The sequence below is a fragment of the Pseudomonas sp. GM21 genome (assembly GCF_000282215.1).
Taxonomy (GTDB): Bacteria; Pseudomonadota; Gammaproteobacteria; order Pseudomonadales; family Pseudomonadaceae; genus Aquipseudomonas.
In genome coordinates this window covers 1-12,119 of the sequence record NZ_AKJS01000162.1, presented here as the reverse complement: position 1 = coordinate 12,119, position 12,119 = coordinate 1, and the positions used below count along the sequence as shown (strand labels likewise).

8 protein-coding genes and 1 pseudogene are annotated in these 12,119 nt (G+C 56.7%); 5 read left to right on the top strand and 4 right to left on the bottom strand.

Annotated features, from left to right (window positions below; genetic code table 11):
- Positions 1–278: 278 nt before the first annotated feature.
- Entirely contained in the window at positions 279–497 is a 219-nt protein-coding gene (gene rmf, locus PMI22_RS30915) for a ribosome modulation factor (RefSeq protein WP_007948532.1), read from the bottom strand.
- Positions 498–1,023: 526 nt separating this feature from the next.
- On the opposite strand from rmf, the gene rlmKL reads away from it, so the two are divergent.
- Together rlmKL and PMI22_RS04095 are read left to right on the top strand one after the other, a co-directional pair.
- Positions 1,024–3,294, top strand: coding sequence for a bifunctional 23S rRNA (guanine(2069)-N(7))-methyltransferase RlmK/23S rRNA (guanine(2445)-N(2))-methyltransferase RlmL (rlmKL, locus tag PMI22_RS04090; RefSeq protein WP_007948529.1), 2,271 nt, complete (start codon positions 1,024–1,026; stop codon positions 3,292–3,294).
- Positions 3,295–3,437: 143 nt separating this feature from the next.
- A complete protein-coding gene (locus tag PMI22_RS04095; RefSeq protein WP_007948528.1) occupies positions 3,438–5,837 on the top strand; it encodes a sensor domain-containing diguanylate cyclase in 2,400 nt (799 codons plus the stop codon).
- 155 nt (positions 5,838–5,992) lie between these two features.
- Here the strand turns inward: PMI22_RS04095 and dacB are convergent, their stop codons facing one another.
- The 3 genes from dacB to PMI22_RS04110 form a co-directional block, all read right to left on the bottom strand.
- The gene (gene dacB, locus PMI22_RS04100) at positions 5,993–7,453 is read right to left on the bottom strand and encodes a D-alanyl-D-alanine carboxypeptidase/D-alanyl-D-alanine endopeptidase (protein WP_007948527.1); all 1,461 of its coding nucleotides are present in this window, start codon (positions 7,451–7,453) and stop codon (positions 5,993–5,995) included.
- 961 nt (positions 7,454–8,414) lie between these two features.
- Entirely contained in the window at positions 8,415–8,759 is a 345-nt protein-coding gene (locus PMI22_RS04105) for a YggL family protein (protein WP_007948526.1), read from the bottom strand.
- 701 nt (positions 8,760–9,460) lie between these two features.
- Positions 9,461–9,730, bottom strand: a complete 270-nt coding sequence (locus PMI22_RS04110) for a helix-turn-helix domain-containing protein (protein ID WP_007948525.1) — start codon at positions 9,728–9,730, stop codon at positions 9,461–9,463.
- 1,224 nt (positions 9,731–10,954) lie between these two features.
- Here PMI22_RS04110 and PMI22_RS32360 point away from each other — a divergent pair.
- The 3 genes and pseudogenes from PMI22_RS32360 to PMI22_RS04115 all read left to right on the top strand — a co-directional run.
- Positions 10,955–11,296, top strand: a complete 342-nt coding sequence (locus tag PMI22_RS32360) for an antitoxin Xre-like helix-turn-helix domain-containing protein (RefSeq protein ID WP_338010182.1) — start codon at positions 10,955–10,957, stop codon at positions 11,294–11,296.
- Positions 11,293–11,430, top strand: a complete 138-nt coding sequence (locus PMI22_RS32170; RefSeq protein WP_338010181.1) for an MbcA/ParS/Xre antitoxin family protein — start codon at positions 11,293–11,295, stop codon at positions 11,428–11,430. Before PMI22_RS32360 ends, PMI22_RS32170 begins: the two co-directional genes overlap by 4 nt.
- 467 nt (positions 11,431–11,897) lie before the next feature.
- Positions 11,898–12,119: pseudogene (locus PMI22_RS04115) on the top strand (antitoxin Xre/MbcA/ParS toxin-binding domain-containing protein); the annotation flags it as partial.

Below are 12,119 nucleotides of genomic sequence, written 5' to 3'. Positions count from 1 at the left end.
GCCGAGCCTGCGAGGCTGCGTCTGGCTGCGAAGCAGTCGTAAACCCGGAATGCACGGTGTGTCTGCAGGACTGCAGGGGCTGATTTTACGACTGCTGCGCAGCCGGACGCAGCCTCGCGGGCTCGGCAGCTGCTACAAGGGAACTGTGTGGCGAAAGACAGGCATAAAAAAGGGCTCCTCGAAGGAGCCCCTGGGCCGAAGCCCGCCGTCCGGATGGGACGTGCGTGGTTAATTCAGTCAGTCATCAGATTTTTGTGTCGCAGTGTTAGGCCCTGTAATTAATTGCCGACGGCGTGAAGTTCGTTGAGTCTGTGGATTCCCGCAGTGCCGGTCATACCGTCCCAGTTGTCGCCGCGTCCCTCGCGCCAGCCGTTAATCCAGGCTTGGCGTACTGACGGTAGAGTAAATGGGCAAAGCTCACGGGATTTGCCACCAACGCCATATTGATATCCGCGCAAAAATGCTCTTTCCAACGGATCACGCTTAAGTCTTCTCATAGGGTGTTGCCCTCACTTGTTGACTGTATTCATCGCGTAGACCTCAATCGAGGTCTGGCAGAAAAACTCTGCCGTTGGGGCCCGCTGCCGGCGTCGCGAGCCAAGGTGTTGACGTCGTTGCGGCGTCAACCTGTGTTGAGTTCTAACCAATGCGTCACATCGAGGGAATGATCGTTTTGTCATAAGGACGTAACGATAAAGATGCTATGGCGATAAGTAACGCGATGTTTGGTCCTTGGTTCTTGGAAAAGCCCTGTATGATCGGCGCCCCGCAGGATGACGGGGTTAATCCTAAGTGAGAATGACTTCTGTTGGCCGGGAGCATTATTCGACGAAGGGTCGACTTATGACATTTTGTTGCATCAACTTTTTTATCTGCCTGTGCATCTAAGCTCTTCTAACCTGAGCAGCACAGGTGGGACGGCACACCTTCGTGCCACGCGGGCGTTCTTTTAGAAAAGCGCCTGATTGAAAACCGGGCCGGCAATGCGTTGTCGGTTCACTTAGCCAAGGCTCTGAAAATCCAATGTCCGATCAATTCGAAATCTTCCTCACTTGCCCCAAAGGCCTTGAAGGCCTGCTGATCGAGGAAGCCGTCGGGCTTGGCCTTGAAGAAGCACGCGAGCACACCTCTGCCGTGCGTGGCATGGCGACGATGGAAACCGCTTATCGCCTTTGCCTGTGGTCGCGACTGGCGAACCGGGTGTTGCTGGTGCTCAAACGTTTCCCGATGAAGGACGCCGAAGACCTGTACCACGGCGTACTGGACATCGAGTGGCAAGACCACATGCTCAACGCCGGTACCCTGGCCGTCGAGTTCAGCGGCCATGGCTCGGGTATCGACAACACTCACTTTGGCGCTTTGAAAGTCAAAGACGCCATCGTCGACAAGTTGCGCACCCCGCAAGGCGACCGTCCGTCGATCGATAAACTCAATCCGGACCTGCGCATTCACCTGCGTCTGGACCGTGGCGAAGCGATTCTTTCCCTCGACCTGTCCGGCCACAGCCTGCACCAGCGTGGTTATCGCTTGCAGCAAGGCGCGGCACCGCTGAAGGAAAACCTCGCGGCTGCGATCCTGATCCGTTCCGGCTGGCCCCGCATTGCGGCCGAAGGCGGCGCGCTGGCTGACCCGATGTGCGGTGTCGGTACGTTCCTGGTCGAAGCCGCGATGATCGCCGCCGACATGGCGCCGAATCTGCGTCGCGATCAGTGGGGCTTTACCCATTGGCTGGGCCACGTCCCGGCGCTGTGGAAAAAGCTTCACGAAGAAGCCACTGAGCGCTGCGCGGCCGGCCTGGCCAAGCCACCGCTGTGGATTCGGGGTTACGAAGCCGACCCGCGCCTGATTCAGCCGGGTCGCAACAACGTCGAACGTGCCGGCCTGAGTGAGTGGATCAAGATCTACCAGGGCGAAGTCGGCACCTTCGAACCGCGTCCGGACCAGAACCAGAAAGGCCTGGTGATCTGCAACCCCCCATACGGCGAGCGTCTGGGTGACGAGGCGAGCTTGCTCTACCTCTACCAAAATCTCGGCGAGCGTCTGCGTCAGGCCTGCCTGAACTGGGAGGCCGCGGTGTTCACCGGCGCCCCGGACCTGGGCAAGCGCATGGGCATTCGTAGCCACAAGCAGTATTCGTTCTGGAACGGCGCGCTACCGTGCAAGCTGCTGCTGATCAAGGTCACGCCAGATCAGTTCGTCACCGGCGAGCGTCGCACCCCGGAACAGCGTCAGGTGGAGCGTGAGCAGGCGGCCTATGATCAGGCGCCGAGTGAGCCGGAAGAACGCAAGTACAACAAAAACGGCAACCCGATCAAACCGACGCCAGCACCCGCGCCGGTGATCGAGCAACCGCGTTTGAGCGAAGGCGGGCAGATGTTTGCCAATCGCCTGCAGAAAAACCTCAAGGCACTGGGCAAGTGGGTCAAGCGCGAGGGCATCGACTGCTATCGCGTCTACGATGCCGACATGCCGGAATATTCCATGGCCATCGACCTGTATCAGGATTGGGTCCACGTCCAGGAATACGCGGCACCAAAATCCATCGATCCGGAAAAAGCCTCGGCGCGCATGTTTGATGCCCTGGCGGCCATTCCTCAGGCGCTGAACATCGACAAGAGTCGTGTGGTGGTCAAGCGTCGCGAGCGTCAGAGCGGCACCAAGCAGTACGAGCGTCAGGCTGCGCAAGGCAAGTTCGTCGAGGTCAACGAAGGTGGCGTGAAGCTGCTGGTCAACCTGACCGACTACCTCGACACCGGGCTGTTCCTCGACCACCGTCCGATGCGCATGCGCATTCAGAAAGAGGCGGCCGGCAAGCGCTTCCTCAACCTGTATTGCTACACCGCGACGGCCAGTGTTCACGCGGCCAAGGGCGGTGCACGCACCACGACTAGCGTTGACCTGTCGAAAACCTACCTGGACTGGGCGCGTCGTAACCTGTCGCTGAACGGTTTCTCTGACAAGAACCGCCTGGAGCAGGGCGATGTGATGGCCTGGCTCGACGCCTGCCGTGACGAATACGACCTGATCTTCATCGACCCGCCGACGTTCTCCAACTCCAAGCGCATGGAAGGGATCTTCGACGTGCAACGGGATCAGGTGCAGTTGATCGACCTGGCCATGGCGCGTCTGGCGCCCGGTGGCGTGTTGTATTTCTCCAACAACTTCCGCAAGTTCGCCCTTGAGGAAAACCTCACCGAGCGTTATGCGGTTGAAGAAATCACCGCCCAGACCATCGACCCGGATTTCGCCCGTAACGGCAAGATCCACCGTGCCTGGAAAATCACTGCACGTTGACACCTGAACGGGTTGAATCCTCAGAGCCTTGATTTTTAAAGGCTCTTGGGATTCTTTCAGTACTGGTCAAATTAGTGGCTAATAGCTATAACTCTACTCGTGGCCAATGGGCTTTCCCGCACCTGGCGTTTTGAGTTGCGTCTATGTCGTTGCACGCCGTGCGCCCCAGGATCCTGGGCATTATCAGCGAAGATTCGTCGGCCTGGCTCGTCGCGCTGCTGGCATTGCTTATGGGTGGCGTACTTACGGGGTTACTGGCCTGGTCGACGCTCAATGTGTTCCAACATCAACTCAAACAACGCTTTCAACTGCTGGCCAGTGAGCGTTACAGCCGCATCGAAGAGCGTTTCGTAGACCAGGAGCAACGCCTCGACGGCCTGCGCCGGTTCTTCGCCAATTCCAGTTCGGTCTCCCGCGAGGAGTTCGACGGTTTCACCCAGCCGTTATTGCACCGGACTCAAGCCTATGAGTTCGCGACCCGAGTGACGCGTGCCGAGCGCGCAGAATTCGAGCGCAAGGTGCGGGACGAGGGATTCACCCACTTCACCATTCGTGAGCAAGACGGCAACGGTCAACTGCAATTGGCCGGTGAACGCGATGAATACGTGGTGGTGCAGTACAGCCAGACGCAAAGTCGACTGAAATCGCCGATGGGTTACGACTTGCTGGCCGAACCGAAGCGTCGATCAGCACTTGAGCGGGCGGACAGACTGGGCACTATGGCGGTGTCGCAGCCGATGCATCTGGTCAGTATCGACCCGGCCTATGCGCGTGGCGTGCTGTTGGTGGCTCCGGTGATGCTGCGCAATATGCCAGGCGCCGCGGGGGCAAAACCCTACGGATATGTCATGGCAGTGATCAGCATGCGCCAGTTGCTGGCAGATGGATTGCCGGATTCCATGCACGACTATCTTTCGGTGCGCATTCTCGATTTATCGGTGGACGAACGGCAGGAAGCGCTTTTTGAATCCTTCAACGCACCGGCTGCCAGTGAGTTGTCCGCGAGCCGGCTGCTGCGACTGGCCGATCACGATTATCAAGTCGATATCACGCCGAGCGAAGTCTTTCTAAAAGCCCACCATTCCTCGGTGAAGCCCCTGATGGTGCTGGGCGGTTTGCTCAGTCTGCTGCTCAGCGTGTTGTTGTACGTGTTGGTCAGTCAGCGTCAGCGCGCGCTGAAAATGGTGGAGCAACGAACCGGGGAATTACGTGCCCGCGAACAGGAGTTACGGGGCACTCATGGCCAGCTGCGTGCTGTGCTGAATGCGGCCACTCAGGTGGCGATCATCGCCACCGACCTGCGTGGGATCATCAATACGTTCAATGCCGGTGCCGAGCAGATGTTGGGTTATGCCAGCGCCGAGGTCGTGGGGCACCTGACCCTGGAAAACCTGCACTTGCACCGGGAGCTGGAGGTGCGGGCGGCGGAGTTGAGTGGGCGGTATGGCAAGCCGATTCCGACCAGTCAGGCGATGTTGGTCAAAGGGGGCGAAGAGGGCGGGCAAGAGGCGCGGGAGTGGACGCTGGTGCGCCGCAATGGCAGCCATTTGGCGGTGAACATGCTCGCAACCCCGGTGCTCGACGAACAAGGTCTGTGGGTCGGTCACCTGGCAGTATGCATCGACATTACCGAAAGCAAGCGCGTCCATGAGGCGCTGGCGGCGCGGGACCTGTTGTTGAAAAAACTCAGCGCCAATGTGCCCGGTGGCATCTATCAATTCATGATGGAATTCGATGGTCGCTTCCGTGTGATTTATGTCAGTGACGGTATTCGAGAGATCTACGAACTCGAACCGGATGTGCTGCTGTTCGATGCCGAATCGATCTTCACGCGCATTCACCCACAGGACTCGACGCGGGTCCGTGACTCGATCCTGGCGTCTGCGGACACCCTTAGCCCGTGGCGCGAGGAATATCGCGTGCAGTTGCCCATACGCGGCCTGCGCTGGGTTCGTGGTGAGGCAACCCCGGAAGAGCTGCCCGGTGGCGGCGTGCTCTGGCATGGCTACATTTCCGATATCTCCGACCTGAAACGCGTGGAAGAAGAGTTGCGCGCGCTGTCGATCACCGACTCATTGACCGGGATCCACAACCGCCGCTATTTCCAGGAGCGCCTGACTACCGAAATGATCCGAGTCCAGCGTGGAGGGGGCGAGTTGTCGGTCATCATGCTCGACATCGACCACTTCAAACGCATCAACGACCAGCATGGCCACGCTGTGGGGGATCGGGTGTTACAGGCCGTGTGCGAGCGTATCGGTCAGCGGCTGCGGCGCACGGATGTGTTCTGTCGCCTCGGGGGCGAAGAATTCATGGTGCTCTGCCCGGACACCGACAGTGAGCAGGCTCAAGTGCTGGCCTTGCAGTTGTGGCAAGCGCTGCGCGGTTCGCCGATCGACAGCGTCGGGTTCGTCACGGCGAGTTTCGGGATCGCCAGTTGGCGCGTCGGGGAGGGCGCGGATGCGCTGTTGCTGCGCGCGGACTCCGGGGTCTATGCGGCTAAGCTGGCTGGGCGGGATCGGGTTGAGGCGCAGACAAGCTAACACCAGATACGCTCCCCCATGATCGTTCCCACGCTCTGCGTGGGAATGCCTCAACGGACGCTCTGCGTCCGCTCTTGAATGAGACGCGGAGCGTCCCTGGCTGCATTCCCACGCTGAGCGTGGGAACGATCATCTTAGGTGTTCTTTAGGTCGGGTTATAGCACCGAAGCCGTTTCCGGCAGTTTCGGCTGGCGATACAAGTCCAGCAGCACCTGATCCAGTACCGACGACGCGCCAAACGGTGCCTTGTCGTTGAGGATTGCCACCACTGCCCAGGTGTTGCCATTGACGTCGCGGCTGAAGCCGGAGATCGCTCGCACGGTGTTCAGGGTGCCGGTCTTGACGTGGGCTTCGCCGCGCATTGCGGTGGTTTTCAGGCGTTTGCGCATGGTGCCGTCGGTGCCGGCAATGGGCATCGAGCTGATGAATTCGGCAGCATACGGGCTGTGCCATGCTGCTTGCAGCATGGCCGCCATTTCACGGGCGCTGACGCGTTCGGCGCGGGACAGGCCGGAACCGTTCTCCATCACCAGGTGCGGTGCCGTGATGCCTTTCTTCGCCAGCCACTGACGCACCACGCGCTGCGCGGCTTTGGCGTCGTCACCGTCGGCATCGGTGCGAAACTTCTGCCCCAGGCTCAGGAACAGCTGCTGAGCCATCGTGTTGTTACTGAATTTGTTGATGTCGCGGATGATTTCCGCCAGGTCCGGTGAATAAGCCCGGGCCAGCAATTTGGCGCCGCTTGGGGTAGGCGCCAGCACATCCTTGCCCTGAATGCTGCCGCCCAGTTCTTTCCAGATAGCGCGTACGGCGCCGGCGGTGTAGGTCGCGTGGTCGAGCAGCGACAGGTACGTCTGGGAACTGCAACCATCGCCCAACTGGCCACCCACCGTCACGGTCATGCTGCCATCGGGCTGGGTCACCGGGTTGTAACGTACGCCACCGGTGCATTGCTTGGAGTTGACGGCTTTGACCTGGTTTTCGATGCGGATGCTGGCAATCGGCGGCTCCACCGACACCAGCACACGGCCGTTGTCGTTGCGCGCCACGAAGCGCAGGGCCTTGAGGTTGACCAACAGCGAGTCGGGTTTGACCAGGAACGGTTTGTTTTCGTCATTGCCGTCATCATTGAACTCGGGCAATTGCGGTTGGGTGAAGAAATTACGGTCCAGCACCAGATCGCCGGTGATTTGCGTCACCCCGTTGGCGCGCAGGTCGCGCATCAGCAGCCAGAGTTTTTCCATGTTCAGCTTCGGATCGCCGCCACCCTTGAGATACAGGTTGCCGTTGAGGATGCCACCGCTGAGAGTGCCGTCGGTGTAGAACTCGGTTTTCCACTGATGGTTCGGGCCGAGCATTTCCAGCGCGGCATAGGTGGTGACCAGTTTCATGGTCGAGGCCGGGTTGACCGAAACGTCAGCGTTGAAAACGGTCGGGGTGCCAGGGCCAGTGAGCGGGATCATCACCAGCGACAGGGCGCTGTCCTGCAATTTGCTGGCCTTGAGGGCTTTTTCGACGTTAGGCGAAAGCGCGGTGTTGATCGGAGCAGCGGAGACGGAAAGGGCCAGAGGAAGAATGAAACTGGCCAGCAACAATGGACGCAAAGACTTGATCATGTGCAATAAAACCCTACGGGCGAGGGGAAAAAAACGAGGGCATGGCGATAAAATCCCTCAGTGGTCATGAAAGTGTCGGCATTATGCCCCAAGGCTTGAAGTCGTGTGCCGTGCCATACCCCTCTAATCCGCTCTTTTTTTACCGACGGTCAGCGATGCACCCCAGAGAGTCGGGCAATTAGTGGCTTAAACTGCTAAAGTGCCGCCCGTTATTACTTTTGAGGATTGTTCCAATGGCGACTAACCGTTCCCAGCGTCTGCGCAAAAAACTGTGCGTCGATGAATTTCAAGTTTTGCTGATTAGCACAAAATAATCAGAAATTTGTCAAAAATCTGATCCTCCTTTACGCCCTTCATTTCTAGTAGTCTCCCCCCTTCTCAGCTTCATTTTCTACTTCCCCAGAAACAAATGTTCCTTCCTATCCCCCACGGTAAAGCTGCGGTAGAAGTCGCACCTGATTACTCAATGACACGTCTCCAAGCTGCCCGCTCCTCATAGCGAATCGCATCGACTTGTCCACAAATGAAGGTCTCACCCGTCTGCCTCCACTACATTGGGAACATGCAAGTCGGGAGTTGAAGGTGATAGATACGAAAGCGGGTGTCGATTACTTGTCACCAAGCAATGGCGATGACGGGAAATTTAGTCGCGGCCTGAACCTTCGTGCTGGAGCTTTGCGTTATTGGTTTCGCAATGTGCTAATCGTTGGCGGCGAGCGGCGAGCGGCGAGCTGCGAGAGCGAAGTGTGACGAGTACCAGCGGATTGGCGTATGAAATTTGCCACTTCGATCACAAGCTGCGATATCGAGTGGTCATGGCAACGACATCCAACTCAAGAGCACTGAATACGAAGGCGCAGCGAGTAAAGCGAGGGGGAGATATGGCAGGGGCTCATTTAACAAAGGGGTTGTCTCGAGCTAGAAATAAAAAGGGCCATCACGATGGATGGCCCTTTGAACATCAAGCTACCGGATTGATCGGCTTTTCCGGGTACCAGACGTCCAGCAGCGGGCTGACTTCAACGCCGGTCAGCTCGGTGCGGCCTTTGAGCCAGGCTTCAACAGCAGCACGCTGCTCTTCGGATACCGAGCCACGCTTCTGCAGGCAAACCAGGCCGAAGTCGTCGCCGCCAACATAGCCCAGTCCATTAGCTTCCATAGCTTCTTTCAGGAATGCGTCGAGGAATGCGTCGATTGCTTTGTCAGCCAGATCTTCCTTGAAATCCAGGTTCAATTCGAAGCCCAATTCCTGGAACTCGTCTACACAAAGCTTTTTGCGCAGACGCTGGGAGCGATTAGTGGCCATGAAACAATCCTCTTAAGTAATAACGCGGCGCATCTTATCAGCTAAGCGACATCTTTGCCTGATTGAGTGATGCGTTCGTGACGCGGGCGTATTCTCTACTTTACGTTGTTCATCGTCGTTTGTTTCAAAAGGTAAAGCCTTCTGCCTCCTGAACAACATCTCCTCACCACGCCAGGTGGCCGGGATGGATTGCATCGCCATCGGGCTTTCGCCGGAGAGCTCGGCATTAACTTTACAAAGCCAACATCTGGCCTTCTCTTCGTTTCTGAAAAGCGCCTCGGCCATGGCAGTGATGTGGGTGAGGCGAAACAGGCAATCACTTACGTCCACACTCAGCCGTTGGCCCTTCCTTAGCCGCTTAGCGAGTGTCTTGTGCGGAATGATCTGAGCACACTCGTCGAGACTTATCCGGCCCACGTTGCACCAAAGTTTTGAGGGTGCTGATCGGGAAGCCCGACTCGATCAGCTAGTGGAAGCCCTGATCTGAGGCGTCCGTGGGAGTATCGAGGAGCGCTTGCAGCTGGATTCGGTAGACATGGTAGATACTCGCGGTCATAACTTTGGCAGACTTAGGGTGCATTTTTCGGCATCTGCCTTCCTGCATCCAAAAATTCATTCCACGTGTGAAGGTGATTCCTTGCGAGCATACACCCTACCCAAGTCCATTTATTTGTTGTCCACTTGCCGTTTTAACGGATTTGTCACTTCAGGCTCTCAAGCTCTTTCTTAACCTTGGCTAAAAGCTGATTCGAGTCTTCTGGCCCCATATTGCTATATACCGCCGCAAGAAGAGTAAGGGGGTGAATCCCTAGATTTTTTGCGATAGCAGCCATTTTGGGTAAGGTCGGAGTTTTCTGACCATTTTCGAGCTCGCTGATATATCCCTGATTCATGCCAACAGCAATTTGTGGAAGCCCTTTGGCTCTACGAATAGATTTGACGGTAACCCCGAAGGATTCTTTGAGATCCATTTGCTGATCCGCAAAAGGCACGATAAAGCCTTGCTGCGGAACAAAGAGCTATACGCTATAGCGATATTTGCGTTTTTCTCCTGCTAAATAGCTTGTTTTGGGTGCGGATCATTGCTCAGCGTCCCGATAAGGGAGCAAACATTTTAGGATACCTGTCGTCATCCGATACGTCGGAAGCCACCGGTGAATGCGGCATGAGATGGCGAGCGCAGAACAGAACGCGGGAATGCTTTCTTTTTCTAAGGTCTAGTTCGCCAAGCTTGTAGGAGGCAACCGATGTTCGATACAAAACCGCGCTTTGGTCGCTTTCTACCCCGGTGAAAGCAACAATGCTTTTCAGCTCCTCTAATGTCCAGGCGCTACGTCCGCTAATAGAAGGGGGACACATCATATGAACGTGCCTGACCACAACGTCCTTAGCCGTTAAAAGATAGTGCCTCAGCTCATACGCACACTCGACCACTGCTGCACGACTCCGCTGCCCCGTTCTCATGGAAGTGATGGTAACAATGAAACAAAGCCCCTCAATTTCGCAGTGAGTCCAAGTTCGTACCTCTCTCTGCTTAGGGTCGAAAAGGAATATCACTGAGCGCTCCGATGTAACGGCCCGATAGGGCCCTTATTGCTGACGTGAAAAAACTATATGCTATAGCAATATTTAGGGAGGCGCATTCCCTTTGGTCGTTGTAGATCTAGGTTTGGGACGAGGCGGGAGCCTTTGCCTTCACACGATGCACCGAGACCAGGGAGATGTGACGCTTATATTCCCCAGACGAGGCCTTGATGAACATTAGGCTGGCGTGATGCACATAGCGCCATGCGCTAAGTGGAGGCTAATGCATCGCGGGGCGATCTGCGGGGCGGCACCGCAACCGAGAGTATCAATGCGCGAGGGACGATAGCGTACTGCGCTACTGGCCACGTAATTACACCTGTACGTCACAACCATAGATCCGCCGGGTGAGCAAATTCTCAGGTTTGAGAATAGAAGATTCTCAAACCTGAGCGTATTTTTTGCCCGCTGGCCTTGATGTACGGTACGCCGAGGAGGAGAGGGGAGATTCACGAAAAACCCGCGCCGATTTCGGCGCTAGACTCAATGGGCCGTCTTGGTTTATCGGCCTAGGGCGTTATGGGTTTCCACTGGCGCTCAATAGGGCAGTTCCGATTAGACCGGCGTTAGCTCATATTCCATTGGATGGGAAATCATTGGGAGGACGTTTGATGGGCACTTCACCTGCGACTCGACGTCCGGAAAAAAAGAAAGCTGTGTCCCGAGAGGAGGGCATCGCTGCCTTTTGGCGATTCAGTTCCGATCAAGAGTCGCTGACGGATTCGGAGAGGTTGCGCCAAATAAAACTAGGGTTTCCCGCTGACCTCATCCAGGTTTTTCGCTTGGCCTTTGACCTTCAAGACCGCCACCTGGAAACGCTGCTCAATGCATCAACTTCTGCGCTTGAACGACGGCGGCGAGAGCACAAGAACCTCGATCATGTGGCCTCCGAGCGTTTGGACAGAATTGCTAAGTCAGTCACTTGGCCGAGAAGATATTCGAGACACCAATGACGGCCACACACTGGATGTCGACGCCGAATAAAGCGTTCGGTGGGACTGCACCGATCATGCTCTGCGAAACTGAGATAGGGGCCAAACAAGTTCGCCGTGTCCTTCAGTCCCTTGAGTGGGGCGGTTCAGCCTGATGAGGGTATGGCGAAGTGCACCCTGTTAGGGAAAGGAATCTTTCCACTAAACGCATAAAACAACCGCAAGGACAGTAATTGTTTACTTAAGCCTAAAGTTGGTCATGCGATACATTCATACCACCGCACCCTTTGGAGAGCTGCGTCGTTAGAGGTTTGGGTGTTGAGACTGAAATCGAGTACCGCGATGAAAGGGAAACGCAAAAGCACAACGACGAAGTGGGAGATGGCGGAGCAGTTGAAGGCTGAGGCTCGGGGCGTTTTAAAGACGCGCTCTGCCCGAGCCAGTCGATTCTTGGACGCCGCGGTTTTGGCCGCGGGCGTGCTGGAGCCCATTGGCGCACTGGCGGGTAAGCGGTCTTCCATTTTGACGGAGCACGCCTGACGTGACGTGTCGGCCAATCCGCTTTCACCGCCTTGGTGAAATACCGGATGCGGCACGGCAGGCCTAACTGTGGAGACGACTAATGTTGGCGGATGTGCTGCGCGAGAGTGTTTACCGTGCCTATCGAGCCCGGCTGGGGGTGTTGCTCCCCATTCCCATCGACGCTTCAGATCAGGCCATCCACGCGCTGATCGAGGCGGGTTTCTTGGCCGCTAACGTCAAGCTGCTTTGTGATCGGGGCACACTCAGTGTTGACGGGCGCGAGCAGATCATTCCATTGAAGAGCCTCAAAAAGCGATTGGCA

Bases quoted from the DNA above. Each gene is read 5' to 3' on its own strand.
- rmf (WP_007948532.1), bottom strand. From the start codon at position 497: ATGAGAAGACTTAAGCGTGATCCGTTGGAAAGAGCATTTTTGCGCGGA.
- rlmKL (WP_007948529.1), top strand. From the start codon at position 1,024: ATGTCCGATCAATTCGAAATCTTCCTCACTTGCCCCAAAGGCCTTGAA.
- PMI22_RS04095 (WP_007948528.1), top strand. From the start codon at position 3,438: ATGTCGTTGCACGCCGTGCGCCCCAGGATCCTGGGCATTATCAGCGAA.
- dacB (WP_007948527.1), bottom strand. From the start codon at position 7,453: ATGATCAAGTCTTTGCGTCCATTGTTGCTGGCCAGTTTCATTCTTCCT.
- PMI22_RS04105 (WP_007948526.1), bottom strand. From the start codon at position 8,759: ATGGCCACTAATCGCTCCCAGCGTCTGCGCAAAAAGCTTTGTGTAGAC.
- PMI22_RS04110 (WP_007948525.1), bottom strand. From the start codon at position 9,730: ATGGATCTCAAAGAATCCTTCGGGGTTACCGTCAAATCTATTCGTAGA.
- PMI22_RS32360 (WP_338010182.1), top strand. From the start codon at position 10,955: ATGGGCACTTCACCTGCGACTCGACGTCCGGAAAAAAAGAAAGCTGTG.
- PMI22_RS32170 (WP_338010181.1), top strand. From the start codon at position 11,293: ATGACGGCCACACACTGGATGTCGACGCCGAATAAAGCGTTCGGTGGG.